Annotated in this window: 17 protein-coding genes; 9 read left to right on the forward strand and 8 right to left on the reverse strand. The window is 55.0% G+C overall.

Going from position 1 to position 25,989, the window contains the following annotated elements:
• Window positions 1–322: 322 nt before the first annotated feature.
• Window positions 323–481, forward strand: coding sequence for a hypothetical protein (locus MWH02_RS13630; protein WP_168197464.1), 159 nt, complete (start codon window positions 323–325; stop codon window positions 479–481).
• 3 nt (window positions 482–484) lie between these two features.
• On the opposite strand, the gene MWH02_RS13635 is transcribed toward MWH02_RS13630, so the two are convergent.
• Window positions 485–940: a nuclear transport factor 2 family protein gene (locus MWH02_RS13635; RefSeq protein ID WP_217548719.1), complete on the reverse strand. Its 456-nt coding sequence runs from the start codon at window positions 938–940 to the stop codon at window positions 485–487.
• Between the two features lie 93 nt (window positions 941–1,033).
• Here MWH02_RS13635 and MWH02_RS13640 point away from each other — a divergent pair, with 93 nt between their 5' ends.
• Window positions 1,034–1,597 (forward strand): TetR/AcrR family transcriptional regulator, encoded by a 564-nt coding sequence (locus MWH02_RS13640; protein ID WP_192233291.1) that lies wholly within the window; start codon window positions 1,034–1,036, stop codon window positions 1,595–1,597.
• 24 nt (window positions 1,598–1,621) lie between these two features.
• On the opposite strand, the gene ompC is transcribed toward MWH02_RS13640, so the two are convergent.
• The 4 genes from ompC to MWH02_RS13660 form a co-directional block, all read right to left on the reverse strand.
• Window positions 1,622–2,746: a porin OmpC gene (gene ompC, locus MWH02_RS13645; protein WP_101763675.1), complete on the reverse strand. Its 1,125-nt coding sequence runs from the start codon at window positions 2,744–2,746 to the stop codon at window positions 1,622–1,624.
• Between the two features lie 598 nt (window positions 2,747–3,344).
• Complete coding sequence (locus tag MWH02_RS13650) at window positions 3,345–4,514, reverse strand: beta-barrel domain-containing protein (protein ID WP_271460842.1); 1,170 nt, start codon at window positions 4,512–4,514, stop codon at window positions 3,345–3,347.
• Window positions 4,511–6,643 (reverse strand): type I secretion system permease/ATPase, encoded by a 2,133-nt coding sequence (locus tag MWH02_RS13655; protein WP_271460843.1) that lies wholly within the window; start codon window positions 6,641–6,643, stop codon window positions 4,511–4,513. Before MWH02_RS13655 ends, MWH02_RS13650 begins: the two co-directional genes overlap by 4 nt.
• Window positions 6,644–6,715: 72 nt before the next feature.
• A complete protein-coding gene (locus tag MWH02_RS13660; RefSeq protein ID WP_271460844.1) occupies window positions 6,716–8,500 on the reverse strand; it encodes an Ig-like domain-containing protein in 1,785 nt (594 codons plus the stop codon).
• A 562-nt stretch (window positions 8,501–9,062) separates the two neighbouring features.
• Between MWH02_RS13660 and MWH02_RS13665 the strand changes: the two genes are divergently transcribed.
• The 3 genes from MWH02_RS13665 to rcsB are packed head-to-tail and all read left to right on the forward strand — an operon-like array spanning window position 9,063 to window position 13,556.
• Window positions 9,063–10,217, forward strand: coding sequence for an MFS transporter (locus tag MWH02_RS13665; protein ID WP_110866581.1), 1,155 nt, complete (start codon window positions 9,063–9,065; stop codon window positions 10,215–10,217).
• 23 nt (window positions 10,218–10,240) lie between these two features.
• Window positions 10,241–12,904 carry a phosphotransferase RcsD gene (rcsD, locus tag MWH02_RS13670; protein ID WP_210081372.1) on the forward strand — a complete coding sequence of 888 codons (2,664 nt, stop codon included), beginning with the start codon at window positions 10,241–10,243 and terminating at the stop codon, window positions 12,902–12,904.
• Between the two features lies 1 nt (window position 12,905).
• A complete protein-coding gene (gene rcsB, locus MWH02_RS13675) occupies window positions 12,906–13,556 on the forward strand; it encodes a response regulator transcription factor RcsB (RefSeq protein WP_007889370.1) in 651 nt (216 codons plus the stop codon).
• Between the two features lie 47 nt (window positions 13,557–13,603).
• Here the strand turns inward: rcsB and rcsC are convergent, their stop codons facing one another.
• Complete coding sequence (gene rcsC, locus MWH02_RS13680; protein WP_101763669.1) at window positions 13,604–16,459, reverse strand: two-component system sensor histidine kinase RcsC; 2,856 nt, start codon at window positions 16,457–16,459, stop codon at window positions 13,604–13,606.
• A 164-nt stretch (window positions 16,460–16,623) separates the two neighbouring features.
• Window positions 16,624–19,263, reverse strand: coding sequence for a DNA topoisomerase (ATP-hydrolyzing) subunit A (gyrA, locus tag MWH02_RS13685; RefSeq protein WP_271460845.1), 2,640 nt, complete (start codon window positions 19,261–19,263; stop codon window positions 16,624–16,626).
• Window positions 19,264–19,439: 176 nt separating this feature from the next.
• On the opposite strand from gyrA, the gene ubiG reads away from it, so the two are divergent.
• From ubiG to yfaE, 4 genes are all read left to right on the forward strand, one after another.
• A complete protein-coding gene (gene ubiG / locus MWH02_RS13690) occupies window positions 19,440–20,165 on the forward strand; it encodes a bifunctional 2-polyprenyl-6-hydroxyphenol methylase/3-demethylubiquinol 3-O-methyltransferase UbiG (RefSeq protein ID WP_110866579.1) in 726 nt (241 codons plus the stop codon).
• Between the two features lie 842 nt (window positions 20,166–21,007).
• Entirely contained in the window at window positions 21,008–23,293 is a 2,286-nt protein-coding gene (nrdA, locus tag MWH02_RS13695; RefSeq protein ID WP_271460846.1) for a class 1a ribonucleoside-diphosphate reductase subunit alpha, read from the forward strand.
• Between the two features lie 53 nt (window positions 23,294–23,346).
• Window positions 23,347–24,477, forward strand: coding sequence for a class Ia ribonucleoside-diphosphate reductase subunit beta (gene nrdB / locus MWH02_RS13700; RefSeq protein ID WP_192411476.1), 1,131 nt, complete (start codon window positions 23,347–23,349; stop codon window positions 24,475–24,477).
• Window positions 24,478–24,479: 2 nt separating this feature from the next.
• Window positions 24,480–24,740, forward strand: a complete 261-nt coding sequence (gene yfaE, locus MWH02_RS13705; protein WP_061717835.1) for a class I ribonucleotide reductase maintenance protein YfaE — start codon at window positions 24,480–24,482, stop codon at window positions 24,738–24,740.
• 37 nt (window positions 24,741–24,777) lie between these two features.
• Here the strand turns inward: yfaE and MWH02_RS13710 are convergent, their stop codons facing one another.
• Window positions 24,778–25,974, reverse strand: a complete 1,197-nt coding sequence (locus MWH02_RS13710; protein ID WP_192233279.1) for a nicotinamide mononucleotide deamidase-related protein YfaY — start codon at window positions 25,972–25,974, stop codon at window positions 24,778–24,780.
• Between the last annotated feature and the right edge of the window lie 15 nt (window positions 25,975–25,989).

Genomic DNA, 25,989 nt, shown 5'->3' on the forward strand with positions numbered 1-25,989 from the left:
TTCGATAAACGCTGACACAGGATAACCGGTTCCTGCAACGTTATGCCTACAGGAGCATCAGATGATTTATATGATTATTGCCGTAACCGCCGGGCTGTTTATTTATGGCAGTTTCAAATGTTGGCAGACTTACCGCCATCGCCTGATTCAGCACTATCCTGCACGCCGACGTTAAATTATTGCACCAGAAAATCACCCTTCTGCACCGCTTCAGCGCTGGCGCAGTGTAGCAAAGTCGCTACAAGCCGCGTGGCGCTGAGAGCGGTGCGCTGGCATGAATGCTGCATTGTTGAAGATGAGTTGAACTTCAGCGAGGTGCAGAATGGAAAATAGCAAAACACAAAACAGTAAATGGCAGCACTGGCTGAGCTTCTCGGCCTTTACGCTGGCGGGTGTCGCGATGGAAGGCAGCCTTAGCGCCATCACCAACCCGCCGCCGCAACCGGCACCCAAAGCCAAAAAATGGCGTGGTATGCAGTAACCGCTACAGTCCCAACTCACTCAGGCCCGGATGATCGTCCGGGCGCGTGCCGGCTGGCCAGTGGAAAAGACGCTGATCTGCGCTGATCGGCAGATCGTTGATGCATGCGAATCGCTGAATCATCAAACCATCGGCACCAAAGTGCCAGTTCTCATTGCCATAGCTGCGAAACCAGTTACCGCTGTCATCATGCCATTCATAGGCAAAGCGCACCGCCAGCTTATCTTCATGCCACGCCCATAACTCCTTGATCAGTCGATAATCCAACTCTTTGATCCACTTACGCTGCAGGAAGGTCACGACTTCTGCGCGTCCATTGACGAATTCACTGCGATTGCGCCAGCGCGTATCTTCGCTGTACACCCGCGAAACACGCTGCGCATCGCAGCTGTTCCAGGCATCTTCCGCCATGCGGACTTTCTGTAATGCGGTTTGTTGATTGAACGGTGGCACCAGCATGTTATTTCTCCCTATTATGTAGACAGGTCTGTCTACTTGATTCATCCTGCCGTATGTAGACAATTCTGTCTACATACAAACGCAGGAATTTTTATGCTTGAGCCTCTGATCTTTGATGCCACCGCCTCCGCGCGCGATCGTATCTTGCTATGCGCGCAGCAGCTGTTTTACCAACAAGGCATTCGCGCCACCGGTGTGGATAAGGTGATTGCGCAAGCGGGCGTGACCAAAGTGACTTTCTATCGTCACTTTCCGGCGAAGAATGCGCTGGTGCTGGCGTTTTTACAGCAGCGCCATCAGCGCTGGATGCTGGCGTTTCGCCATGCGCTGAATCAGCATGCGGCATTGATCGATGCGCTGCCCGCGGCGTTACTGAGCTGGTTCAGGGATGACGATTATCGCGGCTGTGCGTTTATCAATACCGCTGCGGAGCTGGGCGACACGTTAGCAGAAGCCAGCGAACTGATTCGTCAACATAAGCGTGAGATGGCGCAGGCGATCAGCGACAAGTTGATGCCCGATCAGCAGGTCAAAACGGCGCAGATTGTGTTGCTGGTTGAGGGCGCGATTGTGCAGGTGCAGATTGGCGAGGAGGCGGAACGGGTGGTCGACGTGCTGCGTGCCGCGCTGGATGCGCTGCTGAAAACGGGAGCGTGACCGGCAAGTCACGCTCCATCACCCTTAGAACTGGTAAACCAAGCCCAGCGCTACGACGTCATCGGTATTGATACCGGCTGCGTCGGTGAAGTTGTTGTCGTCCAGCAGGTTGATCTGGTAATCAACGTAGGTCGACATGTTTTTGTTGAAGTAGTAAGTTGCGCCTACATCAATGTATTTCTTCAGGTTCTGGCTGCCGTAACCTTCGATGTCAGAGCCGCGAGAAGAGACAAACGCCAGAGATGGACGCAGGCCGAAGTCGAACTGGTACTGTGCCACCAATTCCCAGTTATCCGCTTTGTTGGCGTAACCGTAAACGGTGCCGCTATCGCTGGCGCCGAAACGCGTTGCGTTGTATGAACGGCTGTACATTGCGGCCAGGTAAACGTTGTTAGCGTCATACTTCAGCGCGCCGCTGTAAGCTTCGGCTTTATCACCGCGACCCAGGATGTTGGCAGTACGTGGATTGTTACCGTTCTGGTTATTGGTACGGTCAGACTGGAACATCGCTGCACCAATACCGAAACCTGAACCCAGATCGTAAGTGGTGCTCAGACCGTAGCCGTCACCGTTCTCGCCCAACACATCACGACCAGAGCCAGTAGATTCGGTTGGGTTATCGTTTTTGCCTTGATACTGAACCGCGAAGTTCCAGCCATCCACTAAACCGAAGAAGTTGGTATTACGATAGGTAGCGAGGCCGTTGCTGCGCTGGAACAGGAAGTTGTCCGCGCCGTAGGTATCGCCACCGAACTCTGGCAGAACGTCAGTCCATGCGCCGAGATCGTACATCACGCCGTAGTTACGGCCGTAATCGAATGAACCTGCATCACCAAATTTCAGACCGGCAAAACCAACACGCGTATAGCTGTTCGCGGTGCCTTCGCTTTCTGCGGTGTTCAGTGCAGCCTGGTATTCCCACTGGCCGTAACCGGTCAGCTGATCGGTCACCTGAGTTTCACCTTTGAAGCCAAAACGCAGGTAAGACTGGTCACCGTCTGAGCCAGAGTTGTCAGAGAAATAATGCAGACCGTCCACTTTTCCGTAGAGGTCTAATTTGTTGCCATCTTTATTGTAAATTTCAGCTGCGCTTGCTGATCCTGCCACCAGCAATGCAGGAATCATCAGGGAGAGAACGCGACGTTTCATTTTTATTACCCTCTTTAATGTGCCTTTATTTTTGCCACTGCGAACTGAATGATTAAAAATTCAGCCGGCAAGCCATTGTTATTTTATGTTGGGCAATAATCTATCACGAAAATGCTACTAAATTTCCAAAACTGTTTCAGTGTATTAAATAGTTATTTCAGGATGTAAATTCAGGGGAACTAATAACCAGCACAGATAGGTAAAAAATATAGCACTTTTTGACAACACATATTTTAATTGTTCAAAAACATCAAATTACATGAGTTACATTTCCGCACTGAATGACAAAACTCAAACCCATCCAGAGCATATAATTATCCCCGCTATCATCATTTATTTCATTATTACCTTCATTCACCCCGAATGTTTTGATTTACCCTAATTTCCCGCCGGACCAGATGGTCCGGCATTTTTTTGCCCGCAATTCAGACATCGCCTTATATTGCGTAAAGTTAATTACGCGGGTTAAATTAACCACAATAATTGCCGCGCATTATTTGTCTCTTTTCGCACATTTCGTTCAATTCATAGTCTTAAATCGGCAATGTTAATTTCGGGGCGTAACAAAGATCGCTGCAATATTTGCCGGCGCATATTGTTAACGCTCACGCAGTGATTCCCTGGCTTTATTCAGTGGCTTAAGCAAATAATCCATCACGGTTTTATGACCGGTTTTAATCTCAACATTCGCTACCATGCCGGGCATGATGGCGAACCTGCGGCCGCTTTTATTGGTCAGTTCGGCTTTTTGCGTGCGCACATAGACGCGATAGTAAAACTCGTCGTGCCGCACTTCGTCCTGCAGCGTATCAGGCGAGACGGTTTCGACTTCCCCGTGCAGATCGCCATAAATCGACGCGTCGTAGGCGGTGATCTTCACCACCGCGGGTAAACCCGGCCGGATATAGCCGATATCGCGTGGATTGATGCGCGTCTCAATCAGCAATTGATCCTCCAGCGGTACAATCTCCATCAGCTTGCCACCCGGCTCCAGCACGCCGCCCACGGTGGTGACGCGCACATCCTTCACAATGCCGCGCACCGGCGAAATCAGCGTAGTGCGCGTCAGCAGATCCTGCTTGCCTGCCGCCACCTGCAGCTGCGCATCCAGCTCACCGTTGTTCTTCACCTGCTCTTCATGGGCGCGCACGTAATAATCGTTGCGCGCTTCGTCGATTTTGCCGCGCAGATCGCTAACCTGGCGACGCAGGCGAATCACATCCACCTTACCCGCCGCGCCGCGCAGCATCAGCGGCTCCGTCACGTTGAGTTCTGCCTGCACCAGCGCAAGGGATTGCTGCAAATTGCCGATGGTCTCGACAAAATTCTGCCGCCGCGCCTGATAGAGCTGCGTTTCGCGCGCCACCAGTTCGGGATGTTGCAGGATATCGGCGCTGAACCTCAGCGGCGTGTCGCTGAGCTCGGCCTGTAAACGTTCAGAGGAGGCACGCAGCGTACGCACCCGCGCAATCGCCTCACCAAAGTTGGTTTGAAAGCGCGTAGGATCGAGTGTTGCCAGCACCTCGCCGCGCTGCACGATATTGCCCTCGTGCACATTGAGCTGTTTGACGATGCCGCCATCAAGGCTATCAATGATCTGCGCGCGGCTGGAAGGCGTGACTTTGCCGATGCCAACCGTGACTTCGTCCAGCACCGCAAAGTACGCCCACAGCAGAAACAGCAGCAGCGCCACCACGCACAGCCAGATGATCGCCGAGGTGCGACGCTCACGCCGCGTCAGATCTTTATCCAACAGCACCACGCTCATGCCGCATCTCCTTTTTTATTGGCGGCGTGGCGCAGAATCTCGTCGCGCGCGCCATCGGCCACGATGCGGCCGTTATCCATCACAATGATGCGATCAACCATGCGCAGCAGCGCGGGACGATGCGTGACCAGTACCAGCGTGCGCCCGGTGACCCATTGCGCCAGCTGACGAATCACCTGCGCTTCCAGCTGTTCATCCATCGCCGCGGTCGGTTCGTCCAGCAAAACCACCTGCGGCTGGCGCAGAATCAACCGGCTGAGTAGCACCATTTGCCGCTGGCCGCCGGACAAGCCGCGTCCGCCTTCGTGAATAATGCGATCGAGGCTGGCGGCATCCTGCTGCACCAAAGCTAACGCGCCGCTAATGCGCAGCGCCTGCAGCATCTCCTGCTCGCTGGCGTGCGGATTACCGAGCAGCAGGTTCTGGCGCAGCGTGCCGAAAAACAGCCGCGCATCCTGCGACAGCCAGCCAAGCTGACGCCGCAGATCGACCGGATCGATGCAGGTGAGATCGACGCCGTCCACCAGCACTTTGCCCTGGCTGGCGCGCGCCTGACCGGCCAGCATCTTCAGCAGCGTCGATTTGCCCGCGCCGACTTTACCGAGAATCGCCACGCGTTCGCCGGGCGCGATCTGCAACTCCGGAATGTTGAGCACGCTATTACCGCTCTCCTCTTCGTAGCGGTAATGCACGTTTTGCAGCAGATAGTGGCCGCTGAGCACCGGACAGTGCGCCAGCGTGGCGTGATCGGGTTGGTCGAGCGGCTTCTTTAACAGTTCATCCAGCCCTTTCATCGCCGATTTCGCATGCTGCCAGCGCGAAAACACCATGGTGAGCTGCATCAGCGGCGCGATGGTGCGTGATGAGAGCAAGCTGCACGCCACCAGCGTGCCGGTGGTGATCTGATTGTCGAGCACCAGATAGACGCCGAGCACCAACATGCCGGCATAGGTGAGCTGCTGCACGCTGGCCGACCAACCGGTGAGGCGCGCGCCCCACAAACGTTGCTGATTGCTGATGGCCGCGCTAACTTCGTGCGTTTGCTCCCACTGGCGTTGAAAATAGGGTTCCGCTTGCAGCGCTTTGATATCCTCTACACCTTCTAAGGTTTCCACCAACACCGCCTGGCGCAGCGCGCTTTCCCGCAACCCTTCCTGCGCCAGACGCGCCATCGGGATCTGCACCAGTAAACCAGGAATGACGATCAGCGGAATCGCCAGTAACGGAATCAGCACCAGCCAGCCGCCAATCGACGCCATAATCAGCAGAAACAGCAGCACAAACGGCAAGTCGGCGGCGGCATTCACCGTGGTGGACGTCAGCAGTTCGCGTACCTGGTCAATTTCACGCAATTGGGCAATAAAGGAGCCGGTGGAACGCGGACGCGCTTCGTTGCGGATGTTCATCGCCCGCGCAAACAGCATGGCGGATATTTTCAGGTCGATGCGTTTGCCCATCAGATCAGAAACCTGGGTGCGCATGAGGCGAATCAGATACTCAATGGCGGCCGCCAGCACCACGCCGGCGAACAACACCCACAACGTTGGCAGCGACTGCGCCGGAATCACCCGATCGTACACCTGCATAGAAAACAGAATGCCCGCCAGCGCCAGCACGTTGCCGACCAGCGAGGCCAGGCTGATTTCCGCAATGCGCCGCTTCATGCCACGAAAGTGATGCCAGAACCAGTGCGGCTGATACGGCTGCACAAACTCATCGATGCGCGCATCACGCGCCCGCGCCGCTACACCAACGACGCCGACCTGCATGTCGGCCTGCATGAGCAAATCCTGCAGCTGACCTGCGCGCACCACATCGCCACTTTCACTCAGCCAGTAACGTACGCCACCGTTACTATCCACCTCTTCTATCAACGCCACGCTGCCATTTTCCAGCAGCAGCAATACCGGCACAATTTCCTGCCGCCAGCGCAGTTTGCTGTGCGGCAGCAACATCAAATGCAGGCCTAACAGCCGGGCTAAACGTTCTAACTGTTGCGTCGGGGCCAGATGTTGAAACCAGCGCATCTGCTGGCGCAGCGTGCTGCCGTCCGCCGGTTTACCGAAGCGTGCCGCCACGCGCAGCATTGCCGCGATGCCGTTGTCGCTGTTGAAGGGTTGTGCTGTCATCCCTGTTGTCCCGTGAGCAATGAGAGTGGGCTGGCAACCGCTAGCCGATGTTGCTAGCGGTTGATGGGCGGATTACGCCAGGCTCTGAACCTGATGTTGCTGCAGATGATCGCCGAGGGTGTAACTGCTATCGCTGGCGTTGTAGTGACTCTCCGTGGCGCGCGCATCGCTGGGTTGAGCGGCGGCGCTGTCGCCTGCGTCGACCAGCTGCGTATTCAGTGGCTCGCTGCTGACGCTGGCGGCCGCCTCATGGCTATCGATGGTCACCGGCTGCGTCGCCGTCGCCACATTGCCTGCTTTGTCCTGCGCGCTGACCTTCATTTGGTAGCTGCCATCATCCAGCGGTGCCAGCTGACCCGCCAAAATGGTCAGCGCCCAGTTGCCGTCGGCTTTAACCGTGGCGGTGTAACTCTGATCGCCCAGCGTCAACGTCACAAGGCTGCCCTGATCGAGATGGCTACTGCTGCCCTGAATCAGATGCCAGCTATTCAGCTCCGCCGCATCCAGCACCCCGTCGCCAAACGGTTGATTCAGCGTAATGGTCGGCACCTGATGCGTGGCAACGTTGAACAGGTTCTCAATAATCTGCGTGTCGTGGTTGCCGTACTCATCCCAGCGCGTGGCCAGCGCCGACACTTCGCCATCCGGCAGCGCCTGCAGATCTTCGGCGCTGATGGTGACCATGCCGTTGACCGGCGTGTAGTTTTTGCCGTTGAGCGTCAGCTCCTTCACGCCTTCGAGATAGAAACTGAGATCGTGCTGCGCTTCCTGCTGATTCAGCGTGGTATCGCCGCCAATATTGATTTCGTAATAGATGTCTGGCAGTTGGGTGACCACGTTCAGTTCCAGCATTGCGTCAGTGCTGTTGCCAGCGCCATCCTGCGCATAAACGCGGATTTCGCCCAGTGAAATAAAGCTCGCCACTTCACTGGCCGGAATCGTCACCTGCCAGTGACCGTCGCTGCCAATCTGCGCGTGATATACCGCATCTCCACTGCACAGCAACAGCTGCTGGCCCGGTACCACCACCGAGAGATCGCCGCTGAAGGTGAGATCGTTTTGGCTCTCTTCTTTATTGATCACGTTGTCTGCCGTGACCTTATCGAAGCTGATGTGCGGCAGGCTGCTAACGTGGGTAATTAAGGTGACATCCTGCAGATAAGCGGTGGTTTTGCCGTTGGGATCGGTAGCGCTGACTTTCAGGCTGTAGACGCCATCCTGTAACGCCTGAAGATCCTCTGAAGGAATAGCGGCGGTCCATTCGCCTTTATCGTTAACGCCGCCAGAGTATTTTTTCCCGGCTAAAATCACCGTGATATGGCTGTTCGCCGGCATGTGCGTAACACTGCCGTGCACCTCCACGCCGTAAATGCCTTCTGCCACGCTGACCGCGTTATCACCGCTGATCGGATCCAACGTCAGCGTAGGCTTGATGGTTTTATCCACGTAAACCCCAAAGCCGACCTGCGTATCGGTGCTATTACCAGCTTTGTCGGTGAGGGTTAGCGTCAGCGAATAAGCACCGTCGGACAATCCGTTGAGCACCGACGGCGGCATCGAAGCATTCCAGTAACCCCATTTATTTACCGTGCTGTGCCAGACTTCGCCGTTAAAGGTCAGCGTTACGGTGGCGCCTGGCTCAGATTCGGCGCGACCGCGCAGGTGAATATTCCTGCCGGATTCCCATGCGGCAATCACGCCATCTTGTGCAATAGGTTCATAAGGACGTAACGGCGCGGGCGGCGTAGTATCCACGCTGCGCGTTTGCAAAGATGATGTGTCGTCTGCCAGCGGATAAAGAGTGACCGCAGAGTGCAGAATCGCCGCTAATTGTTGTTCGGATTGACGTGAAGACATAGGTAACCTCGTTACAGGGAAGGTATTGCAACGGTCATTAAGCTTATTAATGTTTTAAGCGTACCGGTGCGCCATACAGGCCATTAATCAATGGCCCGCTTCGCCTGATGAAAACGGGTTACCCGCAGGTAACAAGGACTAAAATAAGGCACAGCAAAATTCTCCCAAAGGGGGAGAAATAATCTCGATCTCGCTATATTCCGCATCGGGAGCTGATGGGATGACTAACATATCGGTTTTACGTGGTCGCTGCCTATTGGCGAAAATCCGGAAATGCATGCTTTGCGACAGCGCCAAAAAATTGACGTCCAGGCCGCATGTGGCGCGGAATCTTTCATCAGTATACTGCATCATTCGGCAGAAAAAATTTTACTTAAGTCACTCCAGTAATGATTGGCACATGCCAGGAAAGTTCTGGAAAAGCGCAGCGATGCGTAAAAAATCGGTAATATGCCTGTTTCTGGCGTTTAATCGCTGCCATCTGATAGGGTCTGATGCGCGGTGTGACATGCGCTTTGATGCTAAACTTCGTCGCTTCACCCGCTAATGAAAACTACTCTTTATGACAGCACTGGACGCCGCGCCGCAAAATAAATTGCATCACCGTGTCAACCTCGGGACACGTATCGTTTTCCTCATCGCTGGATTGGGCATGTCCGCATGGGCACCGCTGGTGCCGTTCGCCAGCCAGCGTCTGGCATTGAGCGGCGCATCATTGGGCGGTTTGCTGCTGTGTTTGGGAATTGGCTCGCTGGCGGCGATGCCGATTACCGGCGGTTTGATTGCGCGCTTCGGTGGTCGTCGGGTGATGTTGTGCTCCACGCTGGTGGTGCTGGCGATGTTACCGCTGCTGGCAACGCTTGATGTGATGTGGCTGATGGCCGCCACTTTAATGGTGTTTGGTGCCGGACTCGGCATGCTGGATGTCGCGATGAACGTGCAGGCGGTCGAAGTGGAAAAAGCCGCACGCAAGCCGATGATGTCCGGTTTCCACGGCTTCTTTAGCCTCGGCGGGATTATCGGCGCCGGTTCCGTCAGCCTGTTACTCGGCAGCGGCCTGACGCCGTTACAAGCCGTAGGCGCGGTGATGGTGCTGATTGTGCTGCTGCTGGTGTGGAGCCTGCCGACGCTGATGACCGAACGCCTGCATCAGCCCGATCAGCCGTGGCTGGTTATTCCGCGCGGTTGGGTGGCTTTCCTCGGTTTACTCTGCTTTATTCTGTTTCTTGCCGAAGGTGCGGTGCTGGATTGGGGCGCGCTGTTGCTGCTGCAAAGCCCGGAGATGAGCCCGGCGCACGCCGGTTTAGGTTATGCGGTGTTCTCGGTGGCAATGACCATTGGTCGTCTGACCGGCGATAAAGTGATTCAGCGCTTCGGACGTTATCCGGTGATGTTGACCGGTGCGTTAGCCGCTGCCGCAGGCATGACGCTGGCGGTGTTGCTGCCGTGGCCGCAAATTGCGCTGCTGGCTTTCCTGCTGGTGGGTTTTGGCCTCGCCAATACGGTGCCGATGTTGTTCAATGCTGCCGGGAATCAACACGATATGCCGTCGAATCTGGCGATTTCGGCCATGACAACGTTAGGCTATGCAGGTATTCTTTCAGGTCCGGCTTTAATCGGATTAATTTCCCAGTGGATCAGCCTGAGTGGTGCATTTTTGCTTATCGCTCTGCTGCTGCTGGCCGTCGCTGCCAGTGCCCGACGGGTTGCGCGCTAATTCCATGATCCTGAGACACTATGCTGCCTTATAAATTTCCACTGACATCCGGCAATGTAACGCGCTTTTTCGTGGTGTTTAACCTGGTGCTTTTTCTGGCGCTGGGCGCGATGGTGCACAACAGCGTGAATGCCTGGATGACAGAGAAGCGCTATGCGATGACCGATTTGGCGCGTGCGATGCAGAAACGCATCGATGCGTCGCGCTTCGCTACGTGGCAGATCTATGAGAACCTGGCCACCAGCGCCGCCGGTTCGTCGCCGAACAGTAATCTTCAGGAAACCCGCCTGCGCCCGGATGTCTATTATCTGGAAAAAACCCGCCGCAAAACCGAAGCACTGATTTTCGGCTCGCACGATAGCAGCACGCTGGATATGACCATGCGCATGTCCAACTATCTCGATACGTTGTGGGGCGCGGAAAATCCGACCTGGTCGATGTACTTCCTCAATGGTCAGGATAACAGCCTGATTATGATCTCCACGCTGCCGCTGAAAGACATGGCGACACGTTATAAAGAGAGTGCGATCAATTCGCTGGTTGATAGCCGCCGCGCCGAGATGCTGCAGCAGGCCAATGCGCTGGATGAGCGCGAAAGCTTCTCGCCGCTGCGTCACTTCGCCTGGCAGAACGATCACTACTTTACCCTGCGCACCACTTTCAATCAGCCGGGCCATTTAGCCACCGTGGTGGCATTTGATTTGCCGGTTAACGATCTGATTCCGCGTAATATGCCGCTGGAGAACTTCCAACTGCGTCAGGACGCGACGCAAACGTCGACCACCACCACCACCAGCGACGATACCAGCAGCGAAAGCACGCACGTGGCGCTGGTAAACCCGAATCTGGAGATCGCCGCCTCGCTGCCTAGCACTTCGCTGCAGCTGGTGTATCGCGTGCCGCTCACCAGCCTGGCGCTGGATACGCTGCATAATCTGATGTGGCCGCTGCTGATCAACCTTGTGCTGTTTTTATTGTCGATTGCGGGCATTACGCTGCTGCGTCAGCAATCGCTGCGCCCGAACGAGAATCAGAGCGCCGAGCTGGATTCGCTGCGCATGCTTAACGAAGAGATCGTCGCCAGTTTGCCGGTCGGCTTGCTGGTGTACGACTTCGCCACTAACCGCACGCTGCTCAGCAATAAAATCGCTGAACATCTATTGCCGCACCTGAATCTGCAGAAAATCATCAATATGTCCGATCAACATCAGGGCGTATTGCAGGCGACCATCAATAATGAAGTGTATGAAATTCGCCACGCGCGCAGCGTGCTGTCGCCGCATACTCAGCTATTTATGATGCGCGATCAGGACCGCGAATTACTGGTAAATAAGAAGTTGCAGAAGGCACAACAGGTGCTGGATCGTAATCACCAGATGCGTCAGCAGTTAATGCATAACCTCGGTCACGCCCTCAATGGTCCACTGCAAAGCATGGTTAAGCAACTAGTACAACTTAGCCAGCGTGACGATGACGAAAGCGTGCTCGATCTGCTCGACGAGAGCCAGGGTTTGGCGCGCCTGGTGGATGACATTGTGCTGCTTAATCGCCTGGAAGCGCATGACTGGTCGCCTGATGCCAGCGTGTTCAACCTGCAGGATATGCTGGACGAAATCGCGCTGGAAAGCCTGCCGCTGCTGCGTCGTAAAGGTTTAGCGCTGGTGGTGAATAACCATTTAGCCAATGACGAGATGCGTTTTGGCGATCGTCGTGCGCTGCGTAAAGTGCTGACCACGCTGATGCACTATTCGCTGACCACCACGCGCTGGGGCAAGATTTCGCTGGAGATCAAAACCAGTGAAGACAAGCCCAATCAGGTCTTACTGCAGCTGGTGGATACCGGCTCCGGCTTGAGCGTCGATGAACTGGCGAATGTCGATTTCCCCTATCTCGGCGACACCACGCAAGATCGTTTTGGCCAGGCGTCCGGCATGGCATTTTTCCTCTGTAAGCAGCTGTGCAAACAGATGGGCGGCCAGCTGGAGATCATCGCTAAACCCGATATCGGCACACGCTACAATATTCAGCTGCCGCTGGCGTTAGAGCAGCAAGGCGAGCAGGAAGAGAAACTGCTGGAAGGCGTGACCGCGTTGGTGGATATCGCCGTAGAAGACGTACACAAGATCGTTTGTCGCCACCTCGAAAACTGGGGAGCGAAATGCCTGACCTCGGATGAGCGTTTAACTGGTCAGGATCATGATGTGCTGGTGACCGACGATCCGGCGCGCCTGAACGGCTGGGCGCTGCTGCTGGCCGGTGACGAAATGGGTCATCACGCGTTGAACGATCAGCAATTCCGGGTCAACTTCAATCTCAGTAATGCACTGCTTGATGCGCTGCTGGCCCTGATTGAAAAGCAACTTTCTCATGATTTGTTAGAGGAGAGTCGCGAAGATGAAGAAGCCACGCCGCTAATGAGCGGAGGCTATTTCCAGCTGTTTACCGAGACAGTACCGCCAGATGTGAAGAGACTGTATACTGAAGCGGCGGAAAAGGATTATCCCTCGCTTGCTCAGACAGCACATCGCCTGAAAGGCGTGTTTGCCATGCTCAATCTGGGTTCAGGTAAACAGCTTTGTGAAGCGTTAGAACAACACATTAAAGTATGTGACGATTTAACCATTAAAAATACCACCAGTGAAATTGACGCTTACGTCAGCCAACTGCTGCAGCAAGGTAACCAATAAGATGAATAACTTGAACGTAATTATTGCCGATGACCATCCGATCGTTCTGTTCGGTATCCGTAAGTCACTGGAACAGATTGAATGGGTTAACGTTGTAGGTGAGTTTGAAGACTCAACAGCACTGGTAAACAGCTTGCCCAAACTGGACGCTAATGTCCTGATTACCGACCTTTCCATGCCAGGCGAGAAGTACGGTGACGGTATCACCCTGATTAAATACATCAAACGTCACTATCCGGACCTCTCGATTATCGTTCTGACCATGAACAATAACCCAGCGATCCTGAGCGCGGTGTTGGATCTGGATATCGAAGGGATCGTACTGAAGCAAGGCGCACCAACCGATCTGCCAAAAGCACTCGCGGCTCTGCAGAAAGGCAAAAAATATACGCCGGAAAGCGTGGCAAAACTGCTGGAGCGCATCAGCGCCGGTGGTTACGGTGACAAACGTCTGTCGCCGAAAGAGAGTGAAGTACTGCGTCTGTTCGCAGAAGGTTTCCTGGTGACTGAGATCGCTAAGAAACTTAACCGCAGTATCAAAACCATCAGTAGCCAGAAGAAATCAGCCATGATGAAACTGGGCGTGGAAAACGATATCGCGCTGCTGAACTATCTCTCTTCTGTCAGCGCCACTCAGGTCGACAAAGAGTAATACAAATGGGCGGCGTCTTCTGACACCGCCCATTTTTAGTATCCGCTTTACGCCTCTACCCTGCCCTTTCTGACGCGTTCCGCATACACCGCCAGCGTACTTTTCAGCACATCCAGCGTGACCGGCTTCGACAAACAGTTATCCATGCCCGCATCCATACAGCGCTGCTTCTCTTCCGCTAGCGCATTTGCCGTGACGCCAATCACCGGGAAAGTGTGTCCCAGCTGACGCAGACGTTGCGTCAGGCGATAACCATCCATGTTCGGCATGTTCACGTCGCTCAGCACGATATCGATATGGTTGCGACTCAGCACGTTCAGCGCATCAACGCCATCCTGCGCGGTTTTGGTTTGATAGCCGACGGTGCCGAGCTGTTCTGATAGCAGCATGCGGTTGATCGGATGGTCATCAACAATCAGCACGATAATATCTTCGAAGGTCGCGGCGGCTTTTGGCGCGGTTAACGGCAGCGGCGTGGCGGTTTGGCTATTAATGTTGATGCGGTAGATGCGGCCCAGCAGCTGCGGCAGATCGTGGAGCATCGCGCTGCTCTGAATCCATTGCCCCGGCGCGGTTTCGTGCGGCATATCGATGTGCTCACCACAGATACGAATATGTGCGCGTCCAGTTTGCGCGGCAGGCTCATCGTGGTCGCTGATGATCACATCATCAGCCGCCGCCTGGCCGTGGTAATACGCTGCCTGAATGCCCTGCTGTTGCAGCAGACGCAGCAGGAAGCTGGCGAGATACTCATTACGCATATCCAGCCAGATGGCTTTTTCCTGCAAGCCGTCGAGCAGCGGTGGCGCCGCCAGCTGACCGGAATAGATCGGAATACGCACGATAAACTGGCTGCCCATACCCGGTTCGGAATCGACTTCGATGTCGCCGTCCATCATGTTGATCAGCTTTTCACAAATCGCCAGCCCTAAGCCGGTGCCCTGGAAGTTACGCTGCACGCCAGAACCCACCTGGAAGAACGGATCGAACAGGCGCGTTACCTCTTTGGCCGGAATACCGACGCCGGTATCGCGTACGCGGAATGCCAGATAACCCTCTTTAACGTAAGCATGCAGGATGATGCAGCCGGTATGCGTGAATTTAATGGCGTTGTTCAGCAGGTTGGATATCACCTGCTGCAGACGCATGGCGTCGCCATCCATAATCAGCGGCACATCGTTTTCGATAAACACATACAGCGCCAGGCGCTTACGCACCACCAGCGAGAGATAGTTGCTGGCAATGTGATTGACCACTTCACGCGGCGAGAACGGATGCGGTTCAATTTTCAGTTGTTCGGATTCGATCTTCGAGAAGTCGAGAATGTCGCTGATGATCTTCAGCAGCAGGCTCGACGAGTTGTTCATCGCCGTCACCAGTGAATCGACGCCTTTCGGCAGCACTTTGGTTTGCAGCAGATCGAGGTTACCGATAATGCCGTACAGCGGCGTGCGCAGTTCATGGCTGACGGTGGCGAGGAACATTGATTTCGACTGGCTGGCTTGCTCGGCCGAGTGCGCCATCTCCTGCAGCGACTGCTCCATACGCACGCGCGCCGAAACATCCACCAGCACGCAAATCGCCACGTTTTCATTACGGTAACGCGAATGCACAAAGCTGATTTGCAGGTTGGTGTTGCTGCCGGTCAGCACATCGACAAAGTTGACCTGCTGACCGCCAATGATTTCATTCAGACGCTGGCGATCTTCCTGCGTCAGCAGCGTCAGATAGTTATGCGCCAGTTCGTTACTCAGAATGTTGGTGCCGTCGCTGGTGCGCAGGATACAGATGCCGACCGGCGCCGAAGCGACAATCTTGCGGTTGAACTGCTCGTGCTCCTCCAGCCGATGCGCATTCTCCTCGGCCGGCAGGAACATGCGGCGCTCAAAAATCCACGCCAGCGTGAACAAAATCACCGCGGTTAAGATATTGAGTAGCAGCGCGTTGATCAGCATCAGCTTGAGCTGATCGGTTAACACGTCGGTGGAAAGCGACCACACCACATTGAGATTCGACGGCGGCAGCGGCTTTTTCAGCACCAGCTGGCGATAGCTGTCGAGATAGCCGAACCAGGTGCTGTTATCCGGCAGATCGTCGAGCGAGTAGCCCGGCCCGCCGCGACGCGAACTGATCAGCGGACGGTAGTTTTCATCGGTGATGGTGGCCACCAGCGGCAAACCGCCCGGCTGAATGAACTCATCAAGGCGAATATTCTGCTCCACGCCCAGCAACGCCTGCAGCTTGTTCGCCACATATACCGGCATCACCATATAGAAGTTGCCGACGCCCGGCTGCGCGCTGCTGGTGATCCAATACATCGGCTGACGGCGCTCTTCTTCATTGCCGTTGCGATAATGCAGCACGCGTTCGCGCAGCGCTTTCAGGCTACGTTCACGATCGACTGAATTGTTGCTGCCGATAGTGAAATCAGCCAGACACTGATTCTCTCCGCCGATGAAGAACACGCGGTTCAATTCATACGCCGAGGCAAAATTGCTTTTCCAGTAATTGATGTAGTAGCTGAGCGAGTCCAGCGAGTTACGCCAGGTATTGCTCATTGACGTGCAGTCGCCATCGGAAAACAGCGGCGTGAACTGCGGCAGCGCACCTTTGCCCGGCGGCAAACCGTTGAGCACATCCAGACCATTAGCGCTGCTGCTCAGGCGATTTTCGGTGATGTATTTCAGCTCGCGCATCACGTCCGCCGAATGGCGCACGTACCACTCAGCCTGACCATAATTGGCGGCAAACTCCTGACGCACCGCGTTCTCTTTCTCATGCAGCACGTTGATGATGTAGAAAGTGGTCAGCAGCGCACCCAGCGCCCAGAGCAGCAACGCCAGCGCACGAAACAGATAGCGCGAAATTCGAAGCGTAGTGCGAAAGGAGACAAGATATTTCAAAAGAGGCTCACTGGCGGTAAGAGGTTATCAGGATGTTGAAAAGCTTCCATACACTAGCTTTATCGGTCCTAAAAAGCCAGCTAGCCCGCGCCTTTAGGGGAAAACTCAGATAAAAAAACGGCAGGTCAGTTTCCTGACCTGCCGCTTAATAAAGCCGTTACGAATTACTCTTCGTCGTCAGCTTCTGGTGCTTCGTCGTCGCTGTCCACTTCCGGCGCGATATCCTCCTCGCCTTCCGCTACGCTACCGTCGATGGCGTCGAGTTCTTCCTCTTCCACCGGCTCCGCGACGCGTTGCAGACCCACCACGTTTTCATCTTCCGCAGTACGGATCAGAATCACGCCCTGAGTGTTACGGCCTACCACGCTGACTTCCGACACGCGAGTACGCACCAGCGTACCGGCATCGGTGATCATCATGATCTGATCGCCATCCACCACCTGTACCGCGCCGATAACCGGTCCGTTACGTTCGGTGACTTTAATCGAGATCACGCCCTGGGTCGCACGCGACTTGGTTGGATACTCGCTGTTGGCGGTACGTTTACCGTAACCGTTCTGCGTCACGGTGAGGATCGCGCCCTCTTCGCGTGGCACAATTAGCGACACCACTTTGTCGCTTTCAGCCAGCTTGATACCGCGAACGCCCGAAGCCGAACGGCCCATCGCACGTACCGCCGTTTCAGCAAAGCGCACCACTTTACCGGCGGCAGAGAACAGCATTGCTTCGTCGCTACCGTTGGTCAGCGCCACGCCAATCAGCTCGTCATCCTCACGCAGGTTGATGGCGATGATGCCCGCGCTACGCGGACGGCTGAACTCCTGCAGCGCGGTTTTCTTCACGGTACCGCTCGCGGTAGCCATGAAGATGTTGAAGCCTTCGGTGTATTCACGCACCGGCAGAATGGCGGTGATACGTTCGTTGGCTTCCAGCGGCAACAGGTTGACGATTGGACGACCGCGCGCACCACGGCTGGCTTCCGGCAGCTGATAGACCTTCATCCAGTAGAGACGGCCACGGCTGGAGAAGCACAGAATGGTGTCGTGGGTGTTGGCCACCAGCAGACGATCGATAAAGTCTTCTTCTTTAATACGTGCGGCGGATTTGCCTTTACCACCGCGGCGCTGGGCTTCATAGTCGGTCAGCGGTTGGTATTTGACATAACCCTGATGCGACAGCGTCACCACAACGTCTTCCTGATTGATCAGGTCTTCGATGTTGATGTCTGCACTGTTCGCGGTAATTTCAGTACGACGTGCGTCGCCGAACTGATCGCGCATCAGCTCCAGCTCTTCACGGATTACTTCCATCAGGCGCTCAGCGCTTTGCAGGATGTGCAGCAGTTCAGCGATCTGATCCAGCAGCTCTTTGTATTCGTCGAGCAGTTTTTCATGCTCGAGGCCGGTCAGTTTCTGCAGACGCAGATCCAGAATCGCCTGCGCTTGCTGTTCAGTCAGATAATATTGACCATCGCGAATACCGAACTCGGCTTCCAGCCATTCCGGACGTGCAGCGTCATTACCGGCACGTTCCAGCATCGCGGCAACGTTACCCAGATCCCACGACTGCGCCAGCAGGCCCAGTTTCGCTTCGGCTGGCGTTGGTGCACGACGAATCAGTTCGATGATCGGATCGATGTTAGCCAGCGCAATCGCCAGGCCTTCAAGGATGTGAGCACGATCGCGCGCTTTACGCAGTTCGAAAATGGTACGACGCGTAACCACTTCACGACGGTGACGCACGAAGGCTTCGATGATGCCTTTCAGCGTCATGATCTTCGGCTGGCCCTGATGCAGCGCCACCATGTTGATGCCGAAAGAGACCTGCAGCTGTGTCAGCGAATAGAGGTTGTTGAGAACCACTTCACCCACCGCATCGCGTTTGATCTCAATGACAATACGCATGCCGTCTTTGTCAGATTCGTCACGTAGTGCGCTGATGCCTTCCACGCGCTTCTCTTTCACCAGCTCGGCGATCTTCTCGATCAGACGCGCTTTGTTCACCTGATACGGCAGTTCGTGCACGATGATGGTTTCACGGCCGGTCTTGGCATCGGTTTCCACTTCGCCACGTGCGCGAATGTAAATCTTACCGCGCCCGGTGCGATAGGCTTCTTCAATACCACGACGACCATTGATGAAGGCCGCCGTCGGGAAGTCTGGCCCGGTGATGTGTTCCATCAGGCCTTCAACGGTGATGTCTTCATCTTCGATAAACGCCAGACAGCCGTTGATCACTTCCGTCAGGTTGTGCGGTGGAATGTTGGTTGCCATACCAACGGCGATACCGGAAGAACCGTTTACCAGCAGGTTAGGAATTTTAGTTGGCAGGACTTCAGGGATCTGCTCGGTGCCGTCATAGTTCGGCACGAAATCGACGGTTTCCTTTTCCAGGTCAGCCAGCAGCTCCGAAGAGATCTTTGCCATGCGGACTTCGGTGTAACGCATCGCTGCGGCGGAGTCGCCGTCGACCGAACCAAAGTTACCCTGACCGTCAACCAGCATGTAGCGCAGGGAGAATGGCTGGGCCATACGCACGATACTTTCGTATACCGCGGAATCGCCGTGCGGGTGATATTTACCGATGACGTCACCGACCACACGGGCGGATTTTTTATAGGGTTTATTCCAGTCGTTGCCCAGTTCGCTCATGGCAAAAAGCACACGGCGGTGTACCGGCTTCAGACCATCACGCACATCGGGTAAGGCTCGGCCAACAATGACCGACATGGCGTAATCGAGGTAGGAGTTTTTCAACTCTTCTTCGATATTGACCGGTGTAATTTCTCTCGCAAGGTCGCTCATGGAGCCGCTATCCCTCTACATAATCCCGGATTTAAAGGTGCGAAAGTATATCACATTGCTTCCCTTCGGTGAACGTTAACCAGGCCTTAATCCCGCTTTTCCTTGAGCGTGAGAGATGCGTTCGCGTGAGTTAAGCGTTTATACTGAGGGAATATTTTGTCTGGAGTGATGATTCAATGAGTGAACAACCGCAGGAAAGCCGCCAGAACGTCGACCACGCCGAGATCGCCAAGTTTGAGGCCGTGGCATCCCGCTGGTGGGATTTAGAGGGTGAATTTAAGCCGTTGCACCGTATTAACCCCCTGCGACTTGGCTGGATAGCGCAGCATAGTAATGGCCTGTTCGGCAAGAAAGTGCTCGATGTCGGCTGCGGCGGCGGCATTCTGGCGGAGAGCATGGCGCGTGAAGGCGCTGAGGTTACCGGCCTGGATATGGGCGCTGAGCCGCTGGAAGTGGCGCGTCTGCATGCGCTGGAGAGCGGCGTTAGCGTTAATTACGTGCAGCAAACCGTGGAAGATCACGCCGCAAGTCACCCCGGGCATTATGATGTGGTGACCTGCATGGAGATGCTGGAGCATGTGCCGGATCCGCGCTCGGTAGTCTTAGCCTGCGCGCAGCTGGTGAAGCCCGGCGGCGAAGTGTTTTTCTCCACCATCAACCGCAATCCAAAAGCCTGGCTGCTGGCGGTATTTGGTGCCGAGTATGTGCTGCGCATGGTGCCGCGCGGGACGCACGACGTGAAGAAATTCATCCGTCCCGCCGAGTTGCTGAACTGGGTGGATGAAACCCCGCTGCGTGAAAGAAATATGATTGGCCTGCACTACAATCCGCTGACCAACCAGTTCCGTCTGGGTCGCGGTGTCGATGTGAACTACATGATTCATACGCATCGTCAGGAGTGATGACTGCCAGCTTAGATTTCAGAAAGTACGTTCATCATACGTGCGGGCCCTTGCACATCTGCTTCACGGGCAAATGAGCCCTTTTCAACAACACGCACTGGAGCTTACGAGCAGGCCGGGACCACTTTTGGTCCGGCAATCCGCAGCGCTGAACGAAGCGAGGAAGCCAGGAGAGCCCGCAGGACGCGGGCGAAAGGCGGAGCCGGGACATGGAAGTCCCGTCTCCGCCGGTCCGTCAGGCAGACGAACGAAGTGAAGGTACCGCGCTAGCGGCGCGAGGACCGCCGGCCCAAAAGTGGCCCCGGCCAGCGCACTCGTCGTTGGCTTAACTAACAAACATTACGTCATTCATGGCGACCTCTTATACCCTAATTTTGGCCCTATCCAGATCAATTTCCTTTTAGACGCGTACCAGCCTTTTTTATAGGCTAAGCAAGTCACAAAAAATTCATAAGCACTTTTAGATAAGTTCGCTGCTGGCGGCCTTGTCGGGGCTTTTTTTGTCTAAGAAAATTCCTGAAGCGTGGTGGTTGAGCAAGAAACACGCGTCCGATCATAAAGTGAAAAAAAAGTGCTGAGCGGTTGACACTAAGTGCAGGCCTTGCGGCATGCGGATCCAGGATTTTAGCCAGCCGGTAAGGACGATTTTTGAGTGAAAATCAACTCTTGTTAAGAAGAGATTGCTGACTAGAATACTCACCATATTGTTGTTCAAACTTCCCGCACCCCCTATATATAGTGTTTATCCACAGGCTTACTCACAACGAGCGGCTTGTGCATAAACCTTGTGCATACATGGGGGATAAATACGTCATTCATGCATGGACAGGTAAAAACGCGACATGAACCAAAGTCTGCTCGTTACTAAACGCGATGGCCGCCAGGAGCGCATTGATCTCGACAAAATTCATCGTGTACTGGATTGGGCAGCCGAAGGGCTGAACAATGTTTCAGTTTCACAGGTTGAACTGCGCTCACACATTCAGTTCTACGATGGCATCAGAACTTCTGACATTCATGAGACCATCATCAAGGCTGCCGCAGACCTGATCTCGCGTGATGCGCCGGATTACCAATACCTGGCTGCGCGTCTGGCTATCTTCCACCTGCGTAAAAAAGCCTACGGCCAGTTTGAGCCGCCGAAGCTGTACGATCAGGTGGTGAAAATGGTTGAGATGGGCAAATACGACCGCCATCTGCTGGAAGATTACAGCACCGAAGAGTTCGAGCAGATGGACGCGTTTATCGACCATTGGCGCGACATGAATTTCTCCTACGCAGCGGTTAAGCAGCTGGAAGGGAAATATCTGGTGCAGAACCGCGTCAGCGGCGAAATCTACGAAAGCGCCCAGTTCCTCTACATTCTGGTGGCGGCGTGCCTGTTCTCTGGCTATCCGCGCGAAACCCGTATGGATTACGTGAAGCGCTTCTACGATGCGATCTCAACCTTTAAGATCTCACTGCCAACGCCAATCATGTCCGGCGTGCGCACCCCAACGCGTCAGTTCAGCTCTTGCGTACTGATCGAGTGCGGCGACAGCCTCGACTCTATCAACGCCACCTCTAGCGCCATTGTGAAATACGTTTCTCAGCGCGCCGGTATCGGCATCAACGCCGGCCGCATTCGTGCGCTGGGTAGCCCGATTCGCGGTGGCGAAGCGTTCCACACCGGTTGTATTCCGTTCTACAAACATTTCCAGACTGCCGTGAAGTCTTGCTCACAAGGCGGCGTACGTGGCGGCGCAGCGACGCTGTTCTACCCAATGTGGCATCTGGAAGTTGAAAGCCTGCTGGTGCTGAAAAACAACCGCGGTGTTGAAGGCAACCGCGTGCGTCACATGGATTACGGCGTACAGATCAACAAACTGATGTACACCCGCCTGCTGAAAGGTGAAGACATCACGCTGTTCAGCCCGTCTGACGTGCCTGGCCTGTACGATGCGTTCTTCGCCGATCAGGACGAGTTCGAGCGTCTGTACACCAAATACGAGAAAGATGACAGCATCCGCAAGCAGCGCGTGAAAGCCGTTGAGCTGTTCTCACTGATGATGCAGGAGCGTGCGTCAACTGGCCGTATCTACATTCAGAACGTCGATCACTGCAACACGCACAGCCCGTTCGATCCAAGCATCGCGCCAGTTCGTCAGTCGAATCTGTGCCTCGAGATCGCACTGCCGACCAAACCGCTGAACGACGTCAATGACGAAAGCGGCGAAATCGCCCTGTGTACGCTGTCTGCCTTTAACCTGGGCGCGATTAACAGCCTTGACGATCTGGAAGAGCTGGCCACCCTTGCGGTGCGTGCGCTTGATGCACTGCTGGATTATCAGGATTACCCCATTCCGGCAGCACAACGCGGCGCCATGGGCCGCCGTACGCTGGGTATTGGCGTGATCAACTACGCGTATTACCTGGCGAAAAACGGCGTGCGTTACTCTGATGGCAGCGCCAATAATCTGACGCACAAAACTTTCGAAGCCATTCAGTACCACTTGCTGAAAGCCTCGAACGAATTGGCGAAAGAGCAAGGTGCGTGCCCGTGGTTTAAAGAGACCACTTACTCGCAGGGCATTCTGCCGATCGATACCTATAAAAAGGATCTCGACGCGGTGTGCAACGAGCCGCTGCATCTGGATTGGGAAGGCCTGCGTAAGTCAATCACCACGCACGGTCTGCGCAACTCAACGCTCTCTGCGCTGATGCCGTCTGAAACCTCTTCGCAGATTTCGAACGCCACCAACGGCATTGAGCCGCCGCGCGGACACATCAGCATCAAAGCATCGAAAGACGGCATTCTGCGTCAGGTGGTGCCAGAGTATGAGCGTCTGAAAGACCAGTACGAACTGCTGTGGGAAATGCCGTCCAACGACGGTTATCTGCAGCTGGTTGGCGTGATGCAGAAGTTCATCGATCAGGCGATTTCGTCGAACACCAACTACGATCCGAGCCGCTTTGCGAATGGCAAAGTGCCGATGAAACAGCTGCTGAAAGACCTGCTGACCGCGTACAAGTTCGGCGTGAAAACCCTGTACTATCAAAACACCCGCGACGGTGCAGAAGATGCACAGGACGATCTGGCACCTTCCATTCAGGATGATGGCTGCGAAAGCGGCGCATGTAAGATCTAATCTCATCTTGTCAGGGCCGACATTGGTCGGCCCTCTTCACATTTGGACTCAAAATGGCTTACACCACATTCTCGCAGAACAAAAATGACCAGCTAAAAGAGCCGATGTTCTTTGGCCAGTCCGTCAACGTTGCCCGTTTCGATCAGCAGAAATATGACATCTTTGAAAAGCTGATTGAGAAGCAGCTCTCCTTCTTCTGGCGTCCGGAAGAAGTGGACGTCTCGCGCGATCGCATCGATTACCAGGCGCTGCCGGAGCATGAAAAGCACATCTTCATCAGCAACCTGAAGTATCAAACGCTGCTGGACTCGATTCAGGGTCGTAGCCCGAACGTGGCGCTGCTGCCGCTGATTTCCATCCCTGAGCTGGAAACCTGGATTGAAACCTGGGCGTTCTCCGAGACCATTCACTCGCGCTCCTACACGCACATCATCCGTAACATCGTTAACGATCCGGCGGTGGTGTTTGACGATATCGTCACCAACGAGCAGATTCTGGCGCGCGCCGAAGATATCTCGAAGTACTACGATGACCTGATCGAGATGACCAGTTACTGGCATCTGCTGGGTGAAGGTACGCATCAGGTCAACGGTAAAACCGTTACCGTTAACCTGCGCGATCTTAAAAAGCAGCTCTATATCTGCCTGATGAGCGTCAACGCGCTGGAAGCCATTCGCTTCTACGTCAGCTTCGCCTGTTCATTTGCTTTCGCCGAGCGCGAGCTGATGGAAGGCAACGCCAAAATCATCAAGCTGATTGCACGCGATGAAGCGCTGCATCTGACCGGCACCCAGCATATGCTGAACCTGCTGCGCACCGGTGAAGACGATCCAGAGATGAAAGCCATCGCCGCGGAGTGTCGTGATGAATGCTTCGATCTGTTCAAGAAGGCAGCCGAGCAGGAAAAAGAGTGGGCAGACTACCTGTTCAGCGGCGGCTCGATGATTGGCCTGAACAAAGACATTCTGTGCCAGTACATCGAGTACATCACCAACATCCGTATGCAGGCGGTGGGTCTTGATCTGCCGTTCCAGACGCGTTCCAACCCCATTCCATGGATCAACTCGTGGCTGGTGTCGGACAATGTGCAGGTTGCACCGCAGGAAGTTGAAGTGAGCTCGTATTTGGTCGGTCAGATTGATTCTGAAGTGGGCGAAGACGATTTCGACGGCTTCCAGCTGTAAGCATGAGCCGCTCTGTTGTTATTCTGCGTAGCTCCGGCTCCCGGCTGGAGTGCGCAGAAGATCACCCTAATCTGCTGGCGACGCTGGAAGCCAATAATCTGTGCGTTGAGTTTCAGTGTCGCGAAGGCTACTGCGGCTCTTGTCGCATGCGTTTGCTAAAAGGCGAAGTGGATTATGCCGAAACCCCGTTGGCGTTTGTGCAGCAAGGCGAGATTTTGCCGTGCTGCTGTCGCGCCAAAGGGGAGATTGAGATCGAGCTGTGATTGACCAGGCCGCCATTTATGGCGACCTGGTGACCAATCAGCGTTTCACCGTTTCCAGCACATCAATCCAACCGTGACCGGTGCTGACTTCACTGCCGTGCAGCCAGCGACGCAACATGTTCATCGCCATCATTGCCACCACTTTCTGCCGCGTTTCCACGTTATGACGTCCATGAGTGAACTTTACGCGTTGGCCCCAGCTGGCTTCCGGCGTATGCAGCGCAATCGATACTTCGCCTTCCACTAAATTTCCCACCGACAACGCCAGCGCCACGCCCTGCTGTTTCGCCCAGTCACGCGTGCGCGCAACCTGCGCTTCCAGATCTTCATCCTGCGGCGGCAGAATCTCTGCTTTGCTGAGCGCCACATCCGCTGCGGCCAGCTGCCAGTTAAGTAAGCCGGCGGTGAACTGCTCGCTCAGCGCCAAATGGAAGCCACGCTGCTGCAACTCGCGCGCCAGCAGCGCCGGTAAACCTTCGGTGCCCTCAAAGATGGTGCATTCAGCCAGCAACAGTTTTACCTGCTGCCACACTTGCTCCATCGCCACGCGCTGGCTGGCGGGTCCGGTGAGTTTGATTTCAATAATCGGCATCGATGAGCGATAGCCCATCACCACGCCTTCCGGCAGCGGGAGCGGCTCCAGCTCGGCGGCAATGTCACTTTCCCCACGTCCAAAGGTGGTGAGGCGCAAACACAATGGTGGCTCAGGCAGTTCAAAGCGTGCTTTGAGGCGCGGAATAATCTCCTGCTCAACCATCACTTTAAATTCCGACGGCACGCCAGGGGTGAAGAAAATCCAGCAGCGATTGAGCTGCAGCGCGAAGCCGCATGCGGTGCCGACCGGATTATCGAGCATCTCAGCTATGGCGGGGATTTCTGCCTGCTTGCGGTTGCTCGGTGCCATCACACGTCCGCGGCTGGCGAACCAGGCTTCCATTTTTTCCAGCCAGGGTTGCTGGATAACTAACTCGCTGCCGCTGGCAATGGCTGCGGCCTGCGCGCTGAGATCGTCACTGGTCGGTCCTAAACCGCCATTCACGATTAGCACGTCAGCAATCTGGCTGCGGCTCTGCAGCGCCTCCACCAGCGAGGTCATTGCATCACCGACGGTGCTACGGCTGGTCATCGGCAAACCGTGCTGGAACAGCACATCGGCCAGCCACGCGGCGTTGGTATCGACAATCTGCCCATGTAACACTTCATCGCCCGTTGAGAGCATTTCTACACGTATCACGTTGCGTTCTCCTTT

The organism is Pantoea leporis (genome assembly GCF_028048155.1).
Lineage (GTDB): Bacteria > Pseudomonadota > Gammaproteobacteria > Enterobacterales > Enterobacteriaceae > Pantoea > Pantoea leporis.